This is a genomic window from Paenibacillus sp. J22R232 (assembly GCF_056269165.1).
This window is the reverse complement of record NZ_JBWDNK010000003.1, coordinates 207,290-228,235: the sequence shown is the minus strand read 5'-3', so window position 1 is coordinate 228,235 and position 20,946 is coordinate 207,290. Positions and strand designations below refer to the sequence as shown.

18 protein-coding genes are annotated in these 20,946 nt (G+C 49.0%); 5 read left to right on the top strand and 13 right to left on the bottom strand.

Annotated features, from left to right (window positions below; all coding sequences use genetic code 11):
• Positions 1-16: 16 nt before the first annotated feature.
• The 5 genes from AC0YN3_RS11985 to AC0YN3_RS11965 all read right to left on the bottom strand — a co-directional run bounded on the left by AC0YN3_RS11985 (position 17) and on the right by AC0YN3_RS11965 (position 5,502).
• Positions 17-1,186 carry a Ger(x)C family spore germination protein gene (locus AC0YN3_RS11985; RefSeq protein ID WP_475775288.1) on the bottom strand — a complete coding sequence of 390 codons (1,170 nt, stop codon included), beginning with the start codon at positions 1,184-1,186 and terminating at the stop codon, positions 17-19.
• The gene (locus tag AC0YN3_RS11980) at positions 1,186-2,655 is read right to left on the bottom strand and encodes a spore germination protein (RefSeq protein ID WP_475775287.1); all 1,470 of its coding nucleotides are present in this window, start codon (positions 2,653-2,655) and stop codon (positions 1,186-1,188) included. Before AC0YN3_RS11980 ends, AC0YN3_RS11985 begins: the two co-directional genes overlap by 1 nt.
• The gene (locus tag AC0YN3_RS11975; protein WP_475775286.1) at positions 2,652-3,785 is read right to left on the bottom strand and encodes a GerAB/ArcD/ProY family transporter; all 1,134 of its coding nucleotides are present in this window, start codon (positions 3,783-3,785) and stop codon (positions 2,652-2,654) included. The genes AC0YN3_RS11980 and AC0YN3_RS11975 overlap by 4 nt, the downstream gene beginning before the upstream one ends.
• A gap of 221 nt (positions 3,786-4,006) precedes the next feature.
• A complete protein-coding gene (locus AC0YN3_RS11970) occupies positions 4,007-4,675 on the bottom strand; it encodes a DUF2642 domain-containing protein (RefSeq protein WP_441941303.1) in 669 nt (222 codons plus the stop codon).
• Between the two features lie 77 nt (positions 4,676-4,752).
• Complete coding sequence (locus AC0YN3_RS11965; RefSeq protein WP_475775285.1) at positions 4,753-5,502, bottom strand: DUF2642 domain-containing protein; 750 nt, start codon at positions 5,500-5,502, stop codon at positions 4,753-4,755.
• Between the two features lie 381 nt (positions 5,503-5,883).
• Between AC0YN3_RS11965 and AC0YN3_RS11960 the strand changes: the two genes are divergently transcribed.
• On the top strand, positions 5,884-6,951 hold the full coding sequence (locus tag AC0YN3_RS11960) for a CotH kinase family protein (protein ID WP_475775284.1): 1,068 nt from the start codon (positions 5,884-5,886) through the stop codon (positions 6,949-6,951).
• Between the two features lie 18 nt (positions 6,952-6,969).
• Here AC0YN3_RS11960 and cysK read toward each other — a convergent pair whose 3' ends face one another.
• From cysK to AC0YN3_RS11935, 5 genes are all read right to left on the bottom strand, one after another.
• Positions 6,970-7,887, bottom strand: a complete 918-nt coding sequence (gene cysK, locus AC0YN3_RS11955) for a cysteine synthase A (protein ID WP_475775283.1) — start codon at positions 7,885-7,887, stop codon at positions 6,970-6,972.
• A gap of 24 nt (positions 7,888-7,911) precedes the next feature.
• The gene (locus AC0YN3_RS11950; protein ID WP_475775282.1) at positions 7,912-9,111 is read right to left on the bottom strand and encodes an MFS transporter; all 1,200 of its coding nucleotides are present in this window, start codon (positions 9,109-9,111) and stop codon (positions 7,912-7,914) included.
• 125 nt (positions 9,112-9,236) lie between these two features.
• Positions 9,237-9,845 (bottom strand): hypothetical protein, encoded by a 609-nt coding sequence (locus AC0YN3_RS11945; protein ID WP_475775281.1) that lies wholly within the window; start codon positions 9,843-9,845, stop codon positions 9,237-9,239.
• A 112-nt stretch (positions 9,846-9,957) separates the two neighbouring features.
• Complete coding sequence (locus AC0YN3_RS11940; RefSeq protein ID WP_475775280.1) at positions 9,958-10,380, bottom strand: DUF350 domain-containing protein; 423 nt, start codon at positions 10,378-10,380, stop codon at positions 9,958-9,960.
• A 47-nt stretch (positions 10,381-10,427) separates the two neighbouring features.
• Complete coding sequence (locus tag AC0YN3_RS11935) at positions 10,428-12,794, bottom strand: endonuclease MutS2 (RefSeq protein ID WP_475775279.1); 2,367 nt, start codon at positions 12,792-12,794, stop codon at positions 10,428-10,430.
• 202 nt (positions 12,795-12,996) lie between these two features.
• Between AC0YN3_RS11935 and AC0YN3_RS11930 the strand changes: the two genes are divergently transcribed.
• Positions 12,997-13,356, top strand: a complete 360-nt coding sequence (locus tag AC0YN3_RS11930; RefSeq protein WP_475775278.1) for a phage holin family protein — start codon at positions 12,997-12,999, stop codon at positions 13,354-13,356.
• A gap of 214 nt (positions 13,357-13,570) precedes the next feature.
• Positions 13,571-13,954 carry a cupredoxin domain-containing protein gene (locus AC0YN3_RS11925; protein ID WP_183557154.1) on the top strand — a complete coding sequence of 128 codons (384 nt, stop codon included), beginning with the start codon at positions 13,571-13,573 and terminating at the stop codon, positions 13,952-13,954.
• Positions 13,955-14,061: 107 nt separating this feature from the next.
• On the opposite strand, the gene AC0YN3_RS11920 is transcribed toward AC0YN3_RS11925, so the two are convergent.
• The 3 genes from AC0YN3_RS11920 to AC0YN3_RS11910 form a co-directional block, all read right to left on the bottom strand.
• Complete coding sequence (locus tag AC0YN3_RS11920) at positions 14,062-14,898, bottom strand: carbohydrate ABC transporter permease (RefSeq protein ID WP_183557151.1); 837 nt, start codon at positions 14,896-14,898, stop codon at positions 14,062-14,064.
• On the bottom strand, positions 14,895-15,776 hold the full coding sequence (locus tag AC0YN3_RS11915; RefSeq protein WP_475775277.1) for a carbohydrate ABC transporter permease: 882 nt from the start codon (positions 15,774-15,776) through the stop codon (positions 14,895-14,897). The genes AC0YN3_RS11920 and AC0YN3_RS11915 overlap by 4 nt, the downstream gene beginning before the upstream one ends.
• An 85-nt stretch (positions 15,777-15,861) precedes the next feature.
• Positions 15,862-17,229, bottom strand: a complete 1,368-nt coding sequence (locus tag AC0YN3_RS11910) for an ABC transporter substrate-binding protein (protein WP_475775276.1) — start codon at positions 17,227-17,229, stop codon at positions 15,862-15,864.
• 170 nt (positions 17,230-17,399) lie between these two features.
• Here AC0YN3_RS11910 and AC0YN3_RS11905 point away from each other — a divergent pair, with 170 nt between their 5' ends.
• Positions 17,400-19,199: a sensor histidine kinase gene (locus tag AC0YN3_RS11905; RefSeq protein ID WP_475775275.1), complete on the top strand. Its 1,800-nt coding sequence runs from the start codon at positions 17,400-17,402 to the stop codon at positions 19,197-19,199.
• Positions 19,200-19,206: 7 nt separating this feature from the next.
• Entirely contained in the window at positions 19,207-20,754 is a 1,548-nt protein-coding gene (locus tag AC0YN3_RS11900) for a response regulator transcription factor (RefSeq protein WP_475775274.1), read from the top strand.
• The last annotated feature ends 192 nt before the right edge of the window (positions 20,755-20,946 follow it).

Genomic DNA, 20,946 nt, shown 5'->3' with positions numbered 1-20,946 from the left:
GCTATTTTTCCTTTATTTATGTATCGCTGTTTAATTCGAAATTACCGGAATGAATGAGCTGAAAGGTTGTTTTGAATTGCACTTGCCCCTCTTTCGGCATCCAATTCTTTCCCTTGCAGTGCTGCTTCCAGTAGGCGTTATGGTATCGGTAAAGATGATGCTCGAGACCGAACACATCCATTCCTTTCGCCAGTCCTTTGCGGTACGTTTCTAATAGCTGCTGCTGAGTCTTCTCTGCCACCTCTTCCTCTAACTGGGACTGCTCCATTCCAACGTGCATCTCTGCCATATCTCCAGCCATCCGTACAGTGAACATAAAATGAGGAATAACATTCTTGAAAGTAGCGTTTATTTTCGCTTTGGAGGAAGTGACCGTCACCGTTGCCGTGCCATCGTTGTCCTTCACGCCCAATAAAAAATGCTTGAAATCGGGATTTATCCATCTTAGCCCTGCTGCTTCCGGCTCCGGCATAAATCCGATATACCTAAATTCCCGATAAACGAAAGCGCCGTCAATAAATTGAATTTTAAGCGGCTGTTTCTTTCTTTTCCAATAATCCTTATTAGCCGAAAGCGACGGAACCGTCGTTGTCATGGCTGGCTCATTCAAAGATTGCACGGCCAACTGAAGTGCATACGGACGAATGAAGCTTCTTTGGACATTAAGCGGGGAAGGCATGTACATAATGCTATTTAGCGGCGATTGGTCAAAAAAAGTATCGGTCGTAAACAGGTCTTCGATCGGGGATTTTGTCCCGAACAATATGGAAGTATACCTGGAAGCCCTTTGCCGATTGAGACCATCCATAATATCCTCCATATGGGTCATCGCCCTTTCCTGCACAATGACAGATTTCAAATGTTCCAAGCTAAGAATCGCTTGCCCTGCCTTCGTCAAATCGTTTAATGCAAGCAGGATGGAATCCCCTTTGCCTTTGCCGATCCAAACAGGGTTCGGGTCGGGCTGAATCGATTCCGTCTTCGCGATTAGCCCGAATTTAATCATTTGGGCGTAAACCTCGTAATGTCCCTCCTTGAAATCGATGCCTAGAGATGAAATATAACTCACGTCCTCAAGGTTGATTTCATCCCAGCATCCTTGGAGCAGCAAGGCGCTCAGCAGCACGCCGAGCAGCGCCGTCCGCTTCACCTTCTCCCTTCGCAGCATGATCCACCGGGAGAGCATCACTTATTCCTCCTTCCGCTTCGCAGCTTCCAAGGCAGCTGCATAATCGCAGGAATAAGCTGCTTAAAGCGAAGAGGTGCAAGCGGCTCTAAATAGGACCTTCCAAACGATTCCAGCGTGCATAAATAGATGATGACCGCGAAGGTGCCTACAAAGAAACCGAAAATGCCTAGAACGGAGGAACAGATAAGAACGAAGTAACGAATGACGCTAACCGAGCCGCTTAATGATTGATTAACCAGCGTGAACGTAGAAACGGCAGTTACGGCTGCCATGACCAGCATGGTCGGTGAGGTCATTCCCGCCCTTATCGCAGCATCGCCGACAATTAAGCCTCCGACAACTGAAACGGTCTGACCGACAGCCCTTGGCAATCTCACGCCAGCCTCCCGGAATAGCTCGAACATCGTGAGCATCATGAACATCTCCATGGTTGCGGACAACGGCAAGCCTATCCTTGATATGGTAATGGTTGCAAGCAAGGTAAACGGAATTTGGTCCGTATTAAAGGCCGACAGAGCAATCCAAAATCCCGGCAGGCAAATGGACAGGATGAGGCCAACGAATCGCAGGAGCCTCTCCAGCGATACGTAATAATAAGGCAGATGGGCGTCCTCAGGCGACTTGATAAGCAGCAGCAACGTACCGGGCGTTATAAGCGCGGATGGCGAACCGTCAAGCAGAATCGCTACCTTCCCTTGCAGCAGGGATTGCACGACATAATCCGGTCTTCCCACATATTCGACAAGCGGGAATAAAGAGAGCCGGCGATCCGACAATAGCTCCTCCAGCTGGCTGCCTCCGGTAATGGACGGTACATCGATACGGCTAAGCCTATTTCTCGCTTCTTCTACGAGCTCGGGCTTCGCAATGCCGTCCATAAAGATCAACGCGATTTCCGTTAACGATTCGCTGCCGAGCCGATTGTATTCAACCTGCATATCCGGCGTGCGGAGCCGCTTGCGTACCAATGCGACATTCGTTGCCAGCTGCTCCACAAACCCGTCGCGCGGACCTCTGATCGATACCTCCATCGTGGATTCCTCAGGGCTTCTGCCCGGCTGATCAGCAATATCGTACTCATATAGCCCCTCTAAATTCTCGAAAGAGAGGATCACGCTGCCCGCAAACAATCGGGCAAATAAATTGCTGCCGTTAGGTCCGCCCTCTAATTTACTGAAAAGCATACTGGGCTTATGGATATCCGTCTTGGTGCCTTTCGGGAAAGCTCTCAGCTGCTCCGCCCATTTCTCAAGCTGGGGAAGCAGACCGAGCTGCATCTGCTGGTTATCGATCAAGCCATCACAGTAAAACAAAATCACCTCTAACTGTCCGTGGACGTCCAGCGTTTGCCTATATTCAATCACGTCATGGCAGCCTGCTAAATGACTTCTGAACTGCTCAACGCTCATGTCGTTGTCGTTGCCATCAGCATTCCCATACTGCTCTTGCCGCACCATATGTTTCATGACTGCTCTGCCTCCTCCGAGCCGTTTATCGCGATACGCTTATTCTCATTCGCGCTCTTTCCCCTTTTAAGGAAGGATATGAGCCAAATGATGCTGGTTAATGCAATGACAAATACTCCGACGTACTGAAAATAAACCATAAACAACTCTTTAATGACAATCATGTGGTTAATGCCGATGCCTGAAGCGATGAGGATAAACACCCCTAGTACGAAAGGGGAAAGCCACTTTCTTCTCAAGCGCCGCATCGGTCCGAACTCGGATAAAATATGTATGGCTATCGATATTCGAATAAGCGCTCCGGACATCCACTGAAATATCGCAAAAAAATCGACATGCTCGAAATATTTGCCAATCGACACCAATCTCCACTGCGAAAAGGCGGGATAACGGAGATCCTCCGCTTCCTCCGGCCCGAATTGCGTAATGGCTCCCGTTACAGGCCCAATCGTCAGCAATGCCAGAAATAGGACGAGTACAATGAAGTGCCAGCGTTTGAACGTCCCTTTCACGTGGTGCTGAATAAATAGCAGCCCAAATAGCTCGCAAGATGAGGTCACGCAAAACAACACGCCATGCATAACGGGCTTCGGTCCGTTCTCGAGCATAGGCAGCAAGTAATGGTAGTCCTTATGCGGCATGTTGGCTGACATGACGAAGTCGCCCAGCAGAACTACAATCGGCAATAATATACAGCTAACGTAGGCGACCGCTCTCAGCCCGGATATGGAGGCAAATATGCACAGACCTAAGAACACCGTACATACGACTAGTGAGGGTGTGTTTGGCAGATAGGTTGTGGCGGTCCAAGAAGCCGTCGTGATGAGCGTCTCGAGCGCCGTGCATAATTGGACAAGCAGCAGCATGCTTATGAGGAATGCTGCAAGCCACCGGGGAATATATTCCGCGAGCCACTTGTCGATAGCCATTCCGTTCATTCGTTTCAAAATTCCATATATAGGGAGCAAAGTCCACGGCAAAACAATAACGAGCTCCGCTAACACCGATATCCAAGCGTCACGTTTGGCAACATCAAGCAGCAACGGAACCACCAGTACATGATTCACGAGGCCGACAGACAAAATCAGCATAAACATGACGGGTAAGATGCCAAATGGTTTTATCTTCATTACCAATCACTTCCTTACAAAATAATGTTCCCTTAATGCCTTTCATAATGCATCCAAATTTCGTTTTTACATGCAAACGTAAAGGCTGTAGCCGGCCATGTGGCAATAGCAGTCGTTTCGCAGAGATAGATAAGCATATTTTCATGTGAAAACATAAAAATTCGTATCTATCAAAAAAAGATGCTTATGCCGTTTGCCGGCAAAGCATCTTCTTCCGCGTTTTAAGGAATATGAACGGTTTTGACATGATCAAAATGAAGGAAAACAGCATTCCCGCTGGCATTTGCCAGCTCTATCATGTTTTGATCGACGCTTTTGAGCACGCCGATCTTGTTCGAATTCTCGCCTAAATCAAGCACAACAAATTCTCCGATAAGCTTGCGAAGCTGTTGATCGAGGGTTCTTGCCAGTGTTAGCGGGGATGGCTTCAGAGGGAATTGCTCAGGCGTTAACGTGTAGGGGGTTACGTTCGGCGTATACGGAATTAAATATTTCATATGATGCAGCGAAACGATTACCGTATGGTAAACGGGCGAATAGAAAACGAAGAAATCGTTCATTACGGTCGTTAGATAGCCGTGTATCGACTGGTTTCCTGTAATATAAATTTCCGAGAACATGCCTTTGGCGTTCATTAACATTTTGCGGTAGGAAACAGGCTCGTTATAGGGCTCGAAAGGCGTTTCCGGTACTTCGTAGATTTCTTCATCCTCTCGCGTAGATAGCCGAAGCTGCTGCAAGTGAATAAGCGGGATATAAAGAAATTGCGTTCCGTTGTGCAGCACTAATATATCTTGACCAAATTCAATCAGTTTACCTCGTATAGGCGCTACTTTTCCTGAAATCTCCAATTCGACCTGCCGGTCAAGCAGCGGATGACGGGTTTTCATGCAATCAACCTCCTCTCATCCGATTAGGATTGAGCCAGACAAAGGATAAACACTTTGTCTGGCAACAACCATTAGCCTTACTTTACCGACCGACGCGGAGCCTTGGAGACCATTTTGACAGAAGCTGCGTTTGCACGGTTTTTTCCACCGCTGCGGTTGCCTTGCGATTTGTTGCTTTTGTTATCGTTTTTGTTGTCGTTTTTATTGTCGTTTTTGTTCTTGTTGCTGTCGGAATTGTTAGCCGTGCTGTTATTGCCGCCCGAACGGCCGCAGTTCACTTCTTTAATCGTTTTGATGTGGTCGATTTGAATTTGAATCGCTTCTCTACCTGATACAAGCAGAACGGAATTGTTGTTTACTTGGGCTAAGAAGCCTTCTACCCGCTCAGGCCCGCCCCAGTTGATTTGTACGAACGTTTGATTCAATGCGCGGATTACGCCACGGAAATTATTCGCTTTGATAAAGCTAGGGTCGCGGTGTCCGCTTTTATGACCGCAGCTTTTATTGCCACCACTTTTATTGCCACCGCTTTTATTGCCGCCGCTTTTATTGCCGCCGCTTTTGCCGCATGCCACCTCCGTGATGCTTTTAACATGGCTTTTTGCGACGTAAACAACGCCTTCTCTCGTATTCACGACCAGATAATCGCTTTTTACTGCAAGAAGCTTGCCTTGAATGGAGTCCGGACCCCCGCGGTTGATTTTAACGTTTTTGCCTACCAAGCTTTGAAGAAAATCATCGTTTTGTCCATTGCTTCTATGACATCTGTGATTGTTATTCGAATCCATTTGACCAGCAACGTTCTGATTGTTACAGCAATAACTCATAAATAAATCCCTCCGATAATATCATTAGTAGATTCAAGCCTTACCGAGCAAACGACATCTGACTGAACGCTAACCTTCTGTTCTTCTAGCTTTACATCCCTCCCAAGCGTCTTTCACTCCATCTATCATGATGCTCGATATGTAATATATTTATATGTATCCCCTATAGTAGCGGTACTAGATTACTATCTATTTATTGAAAGTTGTGTCTTTTGTCATTGCTAGAGATAGAGTCAATAGGGACGAATACGCTGCCGGCATACACATCGTCATTCGCGGCTCCGAAGCTGTGACCATCTGGGCATATGCTGAATACGGTAATAAGATCAGAAGCCTATCGCAACGAGGTGGGCTTTATCTTTTGCCGCGGGAGATGATGGAATGGCTGCTGCCTTGCCTGTGCGTACGATTCGCATCACGGACTCAGACTTGCAGGAAATAAAGGGGAATGCATGGGGAAAAGACTTCAAGCCGGCTGAACTCGGAATGGAAGAGCATACGTTCAAAGCAGAATTCGGCTTGCGGGGAGGCCATACGCGCAACTATGCCAAAAAATCCTACGAGGTCCGGCTGGAAGATGGCAGAACGCTGCATTGGAATGCCGAGTATGACGACCCCTCCATGATACGCAACGCGCTTTCCTTTCACTTTTTCAATACCATTGGCGTGCCTTCGCCTCGAACGAACCATTTCTGGTTAATCATTAACGGGATTGCGCAAGGCGTTTATTTGGAAATCGAAGCTGTTGATTCGCTCTTCTTCGAGAAACGTAGCATTCGCAGCAAGTCATTGCTCTACGCAGTGAATGACAGTGCTGATTTCAGCTTAATCGACCCGGTAACGAAGGATAAGAAGGCATCATTAGTTGACGGCTATGAGCTGATGCAAGGAAAAACGGGGACAAAAAGCAGACTGGTGTCATTCATTAGGGGCTCGAATCGATTATCGGGAGAGAAGCTGCGCAAACATACCGCAAGAAGACTCGACGTATCCCAATACTTATTGTGGCTAGCCGGAGCGGTATTAACGGGAAACTATGATGGATTTGATCAAAACTATGCTTTATATGAGCATTTGCCAAGCGGGAAATACCGAATGATTCCATGGGATTACGAGGGAACCTGGGGAAGAAATTGCTATGGAAAGCCTTGCGGAAGCGATCTCGTACGGTTGCAAGGCTACAATGCGTTAACGGAAAAGCTACTTACGCTTCCTGCTTGCCGCAGAAAATATAAGTCCATTATGAAAGGGCTGCTGCAATCGCACTTCACGTTGGAGAAGCTAGGGCCCGTCATGTCCAGCATGCACGAGAGCCTGTCTCCGGCGATTCGGAACGACTATACAAGAAAGGCAAGCTACGATACGTTTCTATCGGAGCCTGCCTTCTTCCGCACCTATATTCAAGAGCGTCGTACCATTGTGAAGCGTTCACTGCAGGAATGGGCATAAGTGCATAACTTGACTTATTTAAAAGATATCCATGCTCATGTAGCGCTCACCCGTATCGGGAGCAATGCAGAGCACGCGTTTTCCGGTGCCAAGCCGCTTTGCGATCTGCATGGCTGCCCATACGGACGCGCCGGAGGAAGGACCTAGCAGAAGGCCTTCTCTTGTAGCAAGGTCTCGCATCGTCGTAAGCGCATGATCATCGGACACTTGAATAATTTCATCATAAACCTTCGTGTTAAGGATGGTCGGCACGAATCCGGGGCTTGTCCCGACCAACTTATGCGGTCCCGGAACGCCGCCTGACAATACGGGAGACCCCTGAGGCTCCACAACCGCCACGTAGAGATTCGGCATTGCTTCCTTGAGCGCTTCTCCCGTACCGGTTATCGTCCCCCCAGTGCCTGCCGTTGCTACAAACGCATCAAGCCTGCCATCCATTTGCTCCGCAATTTCAACGGCAGTCGTTAACCGATGAATATCCGGGTTCGCTTGATTCTCGAATTGATTCGGAATATAGCTGCCAGGACGGTCTGCTTGCAGTTCTTCCGCTTTACGGATGGCGCCGGGCATTCTTTCTGCGGCGGGGGTGAGAACGACCTCCGCCCCGTATGCCTGCAATAGCTTAATCCGCTCGGCAGTCATATTATCCGGCATGACCAAAATCATTTTGTAGCCTCTGGCTGCCGCGTTCATGGCAAGACCGATTCCGGTATTGCCGCTAGTTGGCTCAATGATGGTGTCTCCCGGCTTGATTAGTCCCCTTTGCTCCGCATCGTTGATGAGAGAAAGGGCGGCACGGTCCTTAACGCTTCCGCTCGGATTAAATCGCTCCAGCTTAACATAGACTTCGGCGCTTCCCGCTTCCGGCAGGCGTCCAAGCCTTACGACCGGCGTATTTCCAATCAATTGCGTAATGTCGTTCACGATTCTAGGCATTGTAAGTCCTCTTCTCCACTTATGTTAAGCGCTTTGCTCCTTCAAAAACGGCTTCATAAACCACCAGCCCGCAATCGGAACCACTCCGACCGCGAACAGAAGCCATGTAATCGCGGTTGTCGAATGATTAAGCGGCAATACGATCAAATATGACGATAGGCCAATGACTCTTCCGAGTACGAGGCCAGCTTCCCTCAGCACGATAAATTCTTCCCGCTCCCGTGCGCTCTCCTCCGATTGCCCGATCAGGTCGAAAACCCGCGAGGTCATCGGAATAATATAAAACGGCATAAAAAGCGACGTACCTATACCGAACATCAGCAGCGTGCCATAGGTTACCTTCCAGAACAGCGGCAAAATGACGATTCCGATCATAACGGCTCCGAGCAGCATGGCCCGCTTGCGATTGTTCTGATTAAGCCTCTTTCCGACTAACCAGAAGCTGACAAGCGCGACAAGGGAAGTAATCAGCGAGAAAGTGCCGAGCTTGCTCTCGTTTTGGGTAGCTACATATACGGTTAGTCCGACAAGAAACATAAATACGCCCTCGCGCACGCCCTGCGCCGCAATCGCGGGAAACATTCGCCGCCAAGGATTTCCTTTCTGTCTGAGCTGCCGCCAGCCGTGCAGCCAGCTGTAGCTGCCTTCCGCATGCCGCTTCTTAAGCCAAAAGCTCAACACGACGCTAATCGCGAATATAACGAGGGATATGGTGAAAATGAGCCGATACCCTTTCTCGCCATGCATGGAGGTGATGAGCAAGCCGGACACCCAAGGTGCTACGATACCTGCCGCCGCTCCCAGCAGCCCCGCCCAGCCATTGAATCGATCGCGGTTATCGGGATCGGTCACCTCGAAGTAAACCACATTAAACGCGATCCAAAAAAAACCGAGCGCCATGCCGTTCAGAAGGCCTAATGGCACGTAATAAAGCTTTGCTTGCGTGCCAAGGAGCAGAACGGTGCAATAAAAAACGCCTGATAATACGATGCCTGCACGCAGGCTGTTCATTTTGTTATGCTCTTTCACCCATTTGCCAGCCACCCAAAATGTTAATCCGCTCATCACATATTGGCCCATGGTGAACCAACCGATCAGGGAATAGGACTGGCTTGCTTTCCATAAGTACACGGGAACAAACGTCCCTGACAGAGCATTTGCAACGCCGTACAGCGCTTGGACCACGAGCAATAAAACGGCTTGTTTGTCTAAGGTTTTCGCCAAAACGATTCCTCCTGCCAAAAGGGAAGGACCCTATTCCAAGTCCTTCCCTTCGCGTTTCCGAATTACGTTTTGTAAGATTCCCTCTTTCCGCGCAAGCCATGCCCGACCATTTTATCCAGCCGCACCTACTCGTTTGGCGTTAGCCGTTTCAGCATTTGCTCCCGGTCGCTTTGACTAAGCAGCGTAGACGTGTGGTAGCAGGCAGGGCAGACATACAAGGCCAGCTTAAATGGAGTCGTGAGCACAGGTCCGCCAAGCGAAGGAGCGATTCTTGCCTCGAATTGCTGCTCACCAACGAGCTGTACGCCAGCCTCAATCATATAGGAGCGGCAAACCGGACATTCCGGCACCTCGTCTTGATCGTCAAGCACCCGCTGTACGGTCTCCTCTACGGCAAATCGAGCCGTATCCGCGCTGCGGTAACCATCATCCTCTTGCAGCCAGCGTTTATGCCCGGGGTCATCGGAATCATTCTCCTGCTCATCTTCGTCCCACTCTTCTTGGTCCGAGTCAGAATCGTTATGCTTCGCAGCCCGGTGCGTATCGTTAATTTTCAACGCTTGGACTGCTCTTTCATGCTCGTCAGCTTCAACTTCATCCTCGTCATAACCAAGCTCTATCGTCCGGTAGGCGCTTAACTCATTGTCGCAATGCGGGCAATGCGATTCAGGACCGATTTCCTCATCCCATACGATCTCTGTCAAACACCATGGGCAAATCAAATGCTCTTCCATTGTTTGTCTTCCCCTCTAATTGTTCAATAGATAAACGACGCCAAACGCAAAAAACAAAATAGCGACGACGATTAAAATCTTCCATAATACATTCAAAATGATTTCCTCCGGATTAAATAATGACCGTTGCTCCGATGACGTAGGATAGCGATACCGAGATGATCATCGCGATTAGTCCCACGGCGCGATTATCGCGGGCGATTTCATCGTCAATTCGGAATACGGGCGTTAGAAACTCAAATAAGAAATAAGCGGCCATCAAGATGACGAATCCGAAAGCTCCCCAGATGAGGCTTTGATAAACCGAATCATTCGATTCAATGGAGAATCTGAAAATATTGCATATGCCAAATATTTTCCCGCTTGTCGCCATCGCGACGGCTACATTGCCCTTCTTGATTTCGCTCCAGCATTTGTATCTGGTCACAAGCTCGAAACAAGATAAAAAGACGACAAGGGACAAGACCGTCACTGACACATAAACGAGTGAGGCTGCGTAAGGGTTGCTTAGCAGATTATCGACTTCATTACTCATTCCCTGTTCCTCCATATCAGGCGATCTTGGCACCTGACGGCTGCAGCCTATTTCAGTTCCGCAACCGTCACGCCAACGCCGCCTTCGCCATAGTTGCCGAGCCTGAAGCTTTTGACATGGCTGTGCCTGCGCAAATATTGCTGAATGCCGGTGCGGAGCACTCCCGTGCCTTTGCCATGAATGATGGCAACCTGTGCGAGTCCCGACAAGAAAGCCTCATCCAGAAAGCGGTCTACCTCTAGAATCGCTTCCTCCAAGTTCTCGCCCCGCAAATCCAGCTCCATTTTGAAATTCTCTTCTTTGGAACGCTTAAGGCTGGCAGCTTGCTTCGGCTGCTGCGTTTTCGTGGAAGCCGAAGCCTTCAAGAGCTCCAAATCATCAAGCGCAACCTTCATTTTCATAATGCCAAGCTGAACGGTAGCATCCAAGCCATGAATTTCCACGACCGTTCCCTTCTGATTCAGGCTATATACCGTTACTTCGTCCCCGGCTTCAATCTTGGCGGCCTTTGCCGAAGTTTTGGATCCGCCTCGTTTGGATTTTTGCAGCTCCGGTGCCGCTTCATCCAGCTTGCGGCGCGCTTCGATCAGCTTATGCTCCTTAACCGAGGCGCCTTCTTCCATCGCAAGCTTGCGCAAATCGGCAATAATTTGTTCTGCCTCGCGCTTCGCTTTCATAACGGCCTCACGCGCTTCCTCCTGCGCCTTGAGCATAAGCTTTTCCTTCTGCTCCTCGAACCGCTCGCGGTCTGCTTCATGGCGCGCACGGAGCGTCTCCATCTCGCGGCGCAGCGATTCTGCCGTTTGGCGTTCGGTCTCGGCACCCAACCGGTTCTCCTCGAGCGATGCGATCATGTTCTCGACCCGTTGATCCTCTTCGCTTACCTCGCCTCTCGCATGCTCGATAATCGTGCGGGGAAGTCCGAGCCGCTCCGCGATTGCGAACGCGTTGCTTCGTCCCGGCACCCCGACAAGCAGCCGGTAAGTAGGGCTAAGCGTCGCGACATCGAATTCCATGCTCGCATTAATGACTCCCTTGCGGTTATAAGCGTATGCTTTCAGCTCGCTGTAATGCGTAGTTGCTACGATACGGCTTTCCATTGCATGCACATGCTCAAGGATCGCGATCGCAAGCGCCGAGCCTTCGGCAGGGTCGGTACCCGCTCCAAGCTCATCAAGCAGCACAAGGCTCTTCGAGGTCATCGTGCCCAGAATGCGAATGATGTTCTTCAGATGGCTTGAAAATGTGCTTAAGCTTTGCTCAATGCTTTGCTCATCGCCAATATCGGCATAGATGGCATCGAAGACGCAAAGCTGGCTTCCGTCCTCTGCCGGAACGAATAAGCCCGACATGGCCATTAAGCTAAGCAAGCCGATCGTTTTTAAGGAGACCGTCTTGCCTCCCGTATTCGGGCCCGTTACGATAATCGCCGTGTATTGATTGCCGAGCTCAACATCGATCGGAACGACCAGCTCAGAGGCGATCAGCGGATGGCGGCCGCGCTTGAGCTTAAGGAATCCTCTGTCATTCATACGCGGCTGCGTCGCTTTCATGCCATGGGCAAGCCGTGCCTTCGCGTAAGCAAAGTCAATGCGCCCTAGCAGATCCAAATTAAAGATCAAATCCTCCACGTAATCCGAAGCAAGGGCGGTAAGCTTCTGCAATATCTTTTCGATTTCGCGCAGCTCGCCTGCCTTCAGCTCACGCAGCTTATTGTTCATGGCAACGATTGCTTCCGGTTCAATGAACAGCGTTGCGCCGGATCCGGATTGGTCATGCACGATGCCGCCGAAGTGAGAGCGGTACTCTTGTTTTACGGGAATCACGTACCGATCGTTTCGCAGCGTGACGATTGCGTCCTGCAGCATCTTTTGGACGGAGGACGAACGAACCATTTGATCCATCTTCTCGCGGATGCGCGATTCGCCGTTTCTCAGCTCGCGCCTGATGGATGCCAGCTCGGCGCTTGCGCTGTCCATGACCTCTGCTTGATCGTCAATGCAATCGAATATCGCATCCTCAAGCTGCTTATGCTCGCTGATTTGATCCGCGATTTGCTGCAGCATCGGTATCGGATGCTCCTCATGAAGCAAGCCGATATGCTTCTTCACGCGACGTCCGCCTCTGGAGGTAGCCGCGATGTTAAGCAGCTCTTCAGGATTAAGCGTGCCCCCGATGCGGGCGCGATGAAGCGGCCCGGTAATGTCGACCACGCCTCCGAACGGCGCGCTGCCCTTTAAGCGGTCAGCCGCATAGGCTTCATCCGTAAGCTGCAGCGTTGCTTTGACCGTTTCCAGGTCCGACAGCGGCTGAAGCGCTTCCGCAATCGTTTTCCCGAGCGATGTCGCCGCATGCTGTGACAATCTATGTATGATTTTGGGATATTCAAGTGTCGTCAAAATTTTGGTGTCCAACAAATAACACTCCTCTCGCCTTCCTATTATAGCCGAACCGCGGCTGCGATGCACGGTGTGAACCTTTGATTCATACATAAATGATGCGCGTTTGGTCACAATAGTATTGAACGAGCTTTCTTACAATGCAGCTTTCGCTACAAACGGCGGAAAGATCCAGCATGGCTGAGGTTTTTACGCACACTAAAAGGAGGTTTGCGCAATGACTTTTTTAGGACATGTCATCCGGTTCATCGTGGCCGCGCTTGTGTTAATGCTGGTAGGGTTTATCGTTCCCCAATTTAGCGTAGGCGGTTTCTGGAGCGCCTTTTTTCTTGCTCTCGTTATCGCCGCTCTTGGCTGGGTTATTGAAGGAATATTTGGCAAAAGGGTTACCCCCTTCGGCCGCGGCATCGTCGGCTTCATCGCTAGTGCGGCCGTCATTTGGATCGCTCAATTTATCGTAGGCGGCGTAACCGTGACGCTGCTCGGTGCAATCTTGGCTGCGCTTGTCATCGGTATTATCGATTTGTTCATCCCGGTGAGCACGCCGTATGAAGCCGGCAGACGCGACCGCGATTAACGAATCAACTTCCATACAAAAAGCCCTTGATCGCCTTCCAAAGCGTTCAAGGGCTGCTTTTTGCGAGCAGGAGCTGTTGCGGACTTCATCATTCATTCACAGCTTATTCAAAAGTTTGCCATATCGTCATGTCTGTACGGCTCGGAATTTAGGCTACAATAGAGATAACTCGGACTAGCAACAAATGCCGGGAATAGAAGGGGGAAACTCACTCATGAAAAAATGGTTACTATTTGCAAGCGCGCTTTGCCTTGTATTCGTCCTTGCGGCTTGCGGAGCAAATACCGCCAAAGAAGACAACAAGGAAGCGAACACAACCGCCGCGGACAGCGGATCAGCGTCCGATCTAGTCGTGACCGCATCCAATTGGAAGTTCGACCAGAAGGAATATAAGATCAAAGCCGGTGAAACGGTCAATCTTAAATTGGACTCCGTTAGCGGCCTGCACGGCTTGCAAATCCAAAAAACCGACTATCAGATTGCAAACGGCAAAACCGTTGCCGTCAACATAAGCGAGCCAGGCAGCTACGAGATGATCTGTACGGTACCATGCGGTACTGGCCACAGAGAAATGAAAGCTACGCTGGTCGTTGAGTAAATGAAAAGCGCATGAAAACAAGGGCTGTGCCGCAGATCTCATCGATCAGTGGCACAGCCCTTGCTCTTTCCATCCTTTAGACGCCAGTCGGTTCATTTTTTTTCGAACTAACCCTTGACGGCTCCAACCGTCATGCCGCCTACAAAGTATTTTTGCAGGAAGAGAAAGGCTACGAGCAGCGGAAGCGCACAAAGGAAGCAAGCCGCGAAGAGCACGTTCCACTGCGTCGGATTTTGCTGATCCCCTAGAAAGCCGAGCATAGCCAAAGGCAGCGGCGATTCAGCGGCTCTGGAAATGAAGATCATATTAAAGAAATAATCATTCCATATCCATACGCCTTGCGTAATGATGACCGACACCGTTACCGGTAGGAGCAACGGGAATACGACAAGCCAAAATCTGCGGAACAGCCCAGCCCCATCAATATGGGCAGCCTCCTCAACCTCTTCAGGCACGCCGCTTCTAATGAAGCCTGTGTATAGAAACGTGGAGAACGGCAGGCTGCATGTAATGAACATCAGAATCGGCGTATACTGCGAAGTCGGAATATGAAGCGAGTTAATCATCTGCACGATCGGGATAAGCACCATTTGGGAAGGCACGACTAAGCCCGATAGAAAAAACAGATAAAGGAACTTGCTCCATTTGGACTGGAGGCGAGCCATCGGGTAGGCAGCCATTGCCGCCAGCAGCACCACAACAATGACCGATATGCCGGTAAGGATAATGCTGTTCATAAGCGCTTGCGGGAAATGCATTCTCTCAAACGCTGTACGGTAGCTCGCAAAGGATATTTCACTAAATAATTGAAGCGGATTGGCATTGTTATTCGGATCGCGCAGCGAAGTCGACAACGCAATAATGAGAGGAATTAAATTGACAGCCATTACGATAATAACCGAAAGCTGCACGAGCGTCTTTTTGGTCAAGGAACCGATGGTCATGCCGACACCTCCCGTTTATTCATGCGGATAACGAAAGCGGCCGTCAGTACGATAATCAGGGCAAAGGAAATAACGCCTAGCGCCGATGCCTTGCCAAATAGCTGCTCCGTAAAGGCCATCTTGTAAATGGAATAAATCAACGTATTGGTAGACGTTCCCGGACCGCCGTTTGTCATGATGAACGGGAAGTCGAATGCCTTCAAGCCATTGATTAGACTTAATGTTACATTGATCGTAATCGCAGTCGCGAGCAGCGGCAGCTTCACATTCTTCAATAGGCGCCAAGGGCCGCAGCCATCCATTTTCCCCGCTTCAAGCAGATCATTCGGTACCGTTTGCAGTCCCGCAAGGAAAATAATCATCGTTGTTCCTATGTTTTTCCAAATTTCCACGAAAATAATAGCATATAATGCGGAGGAATAGCTGCCAAGGAAATTCAGATTGTCGTCATTGATGCCGAATTTATCTAGGAAGGACGAGATCATGCCGTAATCCGGCATATATACGTAGCTCCAGATGAATCCGACTACAATTGCGCTGAACAAAGTCGGAATATAAGCCAAGGAGCGGTAAATCCCTTTTCCTCTAATTTTCATATTTAGGAGAAGCGCAAGAGCAAGGCCGATAATATTGCCAAGCACGACCGTGACGAGCGTATAAATCAACGTATTTTTGACGGAAATACCGAGTGTATCTCCATTAAAGAGAGCCTTGTAATTGTCCAGACCGATGTAATTGTAAGCCTGTGAGAATCCGTTATAGTCCGTGATGCTGTATTGAAACAATCTTAGAATCGGAAAAATCCAAAAAATCAGATAAAAAATGAGGGCCGGTATTGCAAAAAAGTACATCGTTTTTTTCATAACAGTCGAATTCATGTTGCTCCATCCTCTCCAGCTAACCTCATACCGGCGGGGAAGACGGCTGTCTTCCCCCCGCTGCTGCTACCCTTTAATCAAAAGATTATTTATTTTTCCAAAGCTCCTGGAACTTCTCGTCCATCGCTTTCGCCACATCTTCCGGCGTCGCTTTTTGACCGCCGATAATTTCAGCAAACTTCGACTGCATGACGTCGGAAACGCCAGCTGGCCACATTTGGTTGCTGAAGTATACCGAGTTGCCGTTCGTTTGATAGTTATCATTTACGGTTTTGAACAGCTCATTGATAAGCGGAACGTCTTTATAGACGCTGATCGAACTGTTGGCGGCAACGAATGCTTTGAACAATTCCGATTCTCCGTCAAACAGATAGTTCAAAATTTCTTTTGCGGCATCCAGGTTTTTCGATTTGGCATTGATTCCGTAGCCGGCAGCTGTTGCCGCAGAGACGAAAGTCGGCTTGCCTGCATCGTTGCCGGGAAGCGAATCGAATCCGCGGGTAAATTCAGCAGCACCCTTCGAAGTCATGGAAGCATAATCCCAAGTGCCCGTGAATGTCATCGCTGCTTTGCCGTCAATGAACAATTGGGAAGCCTGCGCGCTGCCTACCCCAAGCGAGTTTTTCACGACATATCCTTTGTCATAAAGCTCTTTGTACATCGAAATGGTTTTAACCCATTTCGGATCGTTTAGTGATTTCTCGCCGTTTTGCACCTTTACGTCAAAGTCCATCTCATCTGGGTAAACCACGTTCGCCGCAATTGGATACATACCGAATTGAATCACCCAAGGATCTTTGTCGCCAAGCACGATTGGTGTAATGCCCGCATCTTTCAGCTTCTGGCAAGCTTCAAGGAAAGAAGCCCAATCTTTCGGGAATTCGGTTACGCCTACTTGCTCCAGCATTTCCTTGTTATAGTAGACGCCTAGGTAATCCAAGCCTTTCGCTACGGCATAAGGCTTGCCTTCATAAGACATATCGTCTTTCGCACCCGTTCCGATGTTGTCCCAGAATTTCAGATCGGACAAGTCGGCCGTGAAGCCTGCTTTCGCGAAATCAATAACGCCGCCGGCTGCATTTTTAGGGAAAACCAAGAAAATATCAGGACCTTGCCCCGCTGCCAGCTTCGTGCGAACGGAAGTGTTGTATTGGTCATCCGGAAGCTTCTGCACCTCTAGCGTGATGTTCGGGAACTTCTCTTTCACGAGGCGCGGAAGCGTCTCTAGTTCAAAATCCTCGCCTTCCGATGCTTTATTGCCGGACAACATCATGGTCAGCGTAATTGGCTCGGATGAAGCTGCTTCTTCCTCTTTATTTCCCGAATCGTTTGCGCTGTCCGTTGCGGCCGGTGCATTGGTCGCATTCGATGCTCCGTTGTTGGAGCCGCAAGCACTGAGTAGAACGAAGCAAAATACTAGAATTGCGAGTCCCATTGTTTTAACCGATTTCATCGTACAATTCCCCCTGTTTTCATTGTTTGTGTCGCAGGCTGGCTCTCTCCTGCTTTTCATGAAACGCTATTGCCTTGAGCACACTTTTATAATAATGTGAGAAACAGTATAAATGCTTTGGCTCATTTGGTGCACTATTTTTAGATTAGACAAACGAGGAGGATACGTGTATGCTCTTTTTTAATATTAAAACCAAGCTGTTTCTCGTGCTTGTCCTAGTATCCATTGTGCCCATTATTGTGGTTAGCGTAAGCTCTTACCGCAGCTATACCAAGCTTGTCAATGAACAGACCTCCCTAGTCGCTTCAACAACGATCAACAACTCGGTGAAAAGCATTGAGGATATTTTGCAAAATATTGACCGAATCTCGATTACGGTGCAGCAGCAATCCTCAACCGCAACCGCTTACACAACCGTTAGCGACGAGCTCAGAAAGCTGCGCAACACGAATGACCAATACGAAATATTCATTACCCGGGCTAAGCTGAAGCTTATTTTCGAGAATATTTTATTGGGTTATAATTACATTAATGGTATTTATCTTTTTATGCCGGATGGGAAATTCATTAGCTACGGCAACGGAACAGATCTTATGGTCGACTACGTTCCTTTCGCTGACGATTGGTACAAGCAGACTATTGCAAGCAAAGGCGACCTGTTCATCGGCGATGTTGAAACAAAGCCCTACATCATTAATGCGAAGCCTTCCATCGGCTTTTCAAGAGCGCTTTATGATCCCAATTCCAATGAATTTCTTGGCGTGTTCATGCTGGATTGCAGCATGAACATCTTCGCCGGGGTGAACCGGAATCCCGCTCCAAGCATCTCCAATATTTACTTGGCGAATGAGAAAGGGAAAATATTGTTTGACGGCACCAACAGTCTCGCTGGCGAAGATCTGCCAGAAGAGCTTCTAAGCAAGACACTTGCCATGGAGGGCACCAAGCAGCAGTTCAACGATGCCAAGAGCTTAACGGTTATCCAAACGATTCCGAGCAACAACTGGAAAGTTATCGCCAACATTTCCGTCGCCAAGGTCTATGAAGAGTACGGAATCTCGCAGAAGCTTATCATTTACGTTTCGGTTTCATGCGCCGTCATCTTCCTGCTCCTTTCCTTCTTCTTGTCCAATTTAATTACGAAGCCGATCATACAGCTGACGAAGGTTATGCGCAGGAATAAAGCAGAGCGTATCGTCACGATCAAAGCCGACAACAAAAGAGTCGACGAAATCGGCATACTGTACCATGAATTCGACAAAATGATGAAGGATATCGATACGCATATCCGCGAGAGCTACCAAAATAGGATCCTCACGATGGACTCGCAAATGAAAGCGCTTGAAGCTCAAATCAACTCGCATTTCCTGTACAACACGCTTGAGTCCATTAACAGCATCGCCGAGATCGAGGAGGTCGAAAGCATCGTTGTCATGACGAAAGCGCTGGGCGATATGTTCAGGTACAGCATCAAAACCGATAGCGAGTTAGTCGCTGCTTCCGAGGAAATTCAGCATGTAGACAACTACATGGCGATTCAGCAAATTCGATACGGCGATAAAATTACGTTCAACAAACAGATTGACGAGCAAATCTTGCAGGTCAACATGCTGAAGCTTCTTCTGCAGCCGCTCGTAGAAAACGCCATTTATCACGGTTTAGAAAACAAACGGGGCAAAGGCAGCATCACCATAAAAGGCTATGAGCGCGAAGAAATGGTCTTTTTCGAAATTTGCGATGACGGAGTCGGCATGTCGCACGAGCAAGTTTCAGAGCTTAGGCTGCTGCTGTCCCAGCCTGCTGAATTTTCTGCGATCGGACAACGGTCAAGGCAAAGCATCGGCATTAAAAACGTACATTCCAGGCTGGCGCTTTATTATGGCTTGGAGAACGGCCTGACCGTCACTAGCGAGAAAAACATGGGCACCACTGTCAAAATTGCCGTTCCGTCTAAATGGGAGAAGAGGTGACAACAGCATGTACTCATTCATTATCGTAGACGATGAGCCCTTGATTCGGAAGGGGCTGCTCAAAAAAATACAATCCTATGGCGAGCCTCTAGCCTTCGCAGGTGAAGCCGATAACGGCGCAGATGCTTTAGAGCTAATCGGCAGCCAGAACCCTGATATCATCTTTACGGATATGCGCATGCCCGAGATGGATGGAAAGTCGTTAATGAAAACCGTCCATCAGCTCTACCCCGACAAAAAAATAATCGTGATCAGCGGGCACTCGGACTTTGATTACATGAAAGAGGCCATCTCGGCAAAGGTCGTCAGCTACTTGCTTAAGCCGTTCAGCCGCGAAGAGATTCACCGCACGCTGGAGCAGGCGATCGAAGCTCTCGAGAAGGATCAGAGCGTCAAACAGGAGGTTGTGCAGAAGACCGCAGAAAATGAGCAGATCAGCTACCATTCCGATGTACAATCCCTGCTCAATCTTATTATCGGCATTCACCAACGGGATAAGCTGCCCACCTTTCAATCCGCTCGCTTGAAGGAGGCTCTAGCAGCTCCTGCGTTTATTCTGCTTACCGTATACGCGCCTGATTCGAATGCTCAGCATATCGATGAGCTGCAGCCGGAATATGTGTATATTCCCCATTCCCAAAGCGACAAGCTGGCTTTTATCCTTATTTCGTTTCCAGCCGGGCAGCCCGATTCGGACAAGCTTGCATCCGCCAAACGGACAGCCGAGCAGCTCATTAATGCCGTAAGCGTGAGAAAAGGCAGCGAAGGCTGCGTGGGCATCAGCAATGTATTCCACGACATCGGCATGCTTCGGCAAGCCCATCACGAAACCATTACCGCGCTCGATCAGCGTTCGATTGCCGATTTCGGCCGCTGTTACCTGTACGAAAAGCAAGGCGAATGGCCTGATGTCATGCTTTGGGAAAGAACGCATGAGCTGTTGTTTCTGGTGGAGTCGGGCAAGAGCCTGAAGGTTCAGGAGCTGGTCCTCGACTTTTTCGCCTTTTATATCCGTCAGCCCGCCGTCTCTCTCGCCCAGTTGAAGGAGCAAAGCCGGGATATGATTCAAGAGGTCAAAAAGATGCTGTCCGTCTATTTGCAGACACATGCCGACGGCGCCCCCTCCTCAAGTCTGGAATCCGTGCTGAACATCTCCTTTGATCTGGATTCGATTCGCGAGTATCTGCTTACGGTCTTGATGGGCACCGCCGACCTCTTGAAGGAAAGCTCTGTCTATGCGTCCGAAAATGTGATCGAAAATATTAAAACCTATATCCACAAAAATTACACCAAGGATCTGACCCTTGAAAAAATATCATCGCTCTTTTATCTCAATCCAAGCTATCTCAGTTTCTTGTTCAAAGAAAAAACATCGCATAATTTCACCGATTATATTAACCAGCTTCGGATCGAGCAAGCAAAAACGCTGCTTAAAAACTCTGATGACAAAGTTTATAAGGTAGCCAAGCAGCTTGGCTTCGACAACCCGAAATACTTTTTCCGGGTATTCAAGAAAATGACTGGCGCGACACCCGAGGAATTCAGAAAAAGCTGATCATCAAGCGTAAACGGCTGAAGCCGTCCTCTGGCGGCTAAGCTTACGTTTCGCGTAGCAATATAGAGAAAGTAGGCGAAAGGATATCCTTTCCTTTATTTTAAGAGAAACGCCTGACCACGTCCTGTCTGTAGACGCCATCGTTTCGGAGAAACGTATCGGGAAAGGATGAGCAAACTCATATCCTTTCCT

What these genes read in the sequence shown, in the direction of transcription:
- AC0YN3_RS11975 (WP_475775286.1), bottom strand. Translation starts at nt 3,785, where the DNA reads ATGAAGATAAAACCATTTGGCATCTTACCCGTCATGTTTATGCTGATT.
- AC0YN3_RS11900 (WP_475775274.1), top strand. Translation starts at nt 19,207, where the DNA reads ATGTACTCATTCATTATCGTAGACGATGAGCCCTTGATTCGGAAGGGG.
- AC0YN3_RS11940 (WP_475775280.1), bottom strand. Translation starts at nt 10,380, where the DNA reads ATGAGTAATGAAGTCGATAATCTGCTAAGCAACCCTTACGCAGCCTCA.
- AC0YN3_RS11905 (WP_475775275.1), top strand. Translation starts at nt 17,400, where the DNA reads ATGCTCTTTTTTAATATTAAAACCAAGCTGTTTCTCGTGCTTGTCCTA.
- AC0YN3_RS11915 (WP_475775277.1), bottom strand. Translation starts at nt 15,776, where the DNA reads ATGAATTCGACTGTTATGAAAAAAACGATGTACTTTTTTGCAATACCG.
- AC0YN3_RS11960 (WP_475775284.1), top strand. Translation starts at nt 5,884, where the DNA reads ATGGCTGCTGCCTTGCCTGTGCGTACGATTCGCATCACGGACTCAGAC.
- AC0YN3_RS11920 (WP_183557151.1), bottom strand. Translation starts at nt 14,898, where the DNA reads ATGACCATCGGTTCCTTGACCAAAAAGACGCTCGTGCAGCTTTCGGTT.
- AC0YN3_RS11925 (WP_183557154.1), top strand. Translation starts at nt 13,571, where the DNA reads ATGAAAAAATGGTTACTATTTGCAAGCGCGCTTTGCCTTGTATTCGTC.
- AC0YN3_RS11985 (WP_475775288.1), bottom strand. Translation starts at nt 1,186, where the DNA reads ATGCTCTCCCGGTGGATCATGCTGCGAAGGGAGAAGGTGAAGCGGACG.
- AC0YN3_RS11930 (WP_475775278.1), top strand. Translation starts at nt 12,997, where the DNA reads ATGACTTTTTTAGGACATGTCATCCGGTTCATCGTGGCCGCGCTTGTG.
- AC0YN3_RS11910 (WP_475775276.1), bottom strand. Translation starts at nt 17,229, where the DNA reads ATGAAATCGGTTAAAACAATGGGACTCGCAATTCTAGTATTTTGCTTC.
- AC0YN3_RS11980 (WP_475775287.1), bottom strand. Translation starts at nt 2,655, where the DNA reads ATGAAACATATGGTGCGGCAAGAGCAGTATGGGAATGCTGATGGCAAC.
- cysK (WP_475775283.1), bottom strand. Translation starts at nt 7,887, where the DNA reads ATGCCTAGAATCGTGAACGACATTACGCAATTGATTGGAAATACGCCG.
- AC0YN3_RS11945 (WP_475775281.1), bottom strand. Translation starts at nt 9,845, where the DNA reads ATGGAAGAGCATTTGATTTGCCCATGGTGTTTGACAGAGATCGTATGG.
- AC0YN3_RS11970 (WP_441941303.1), bottom strand. Translation starts at nt 4,675, where the DNA reads ATGAAAACCCGTCATCCGCTGCTTGACCGGCAGGTCGAATTGGAGATT.
- AC0YN3_RS11965 (WP_475775285.1), bottom strand. Translation starts at nt 5,502, where the DNA reads ATGAGTTATTGCTGTAACAATCAGAACGTTGCTGGTCAAATGGATTCG.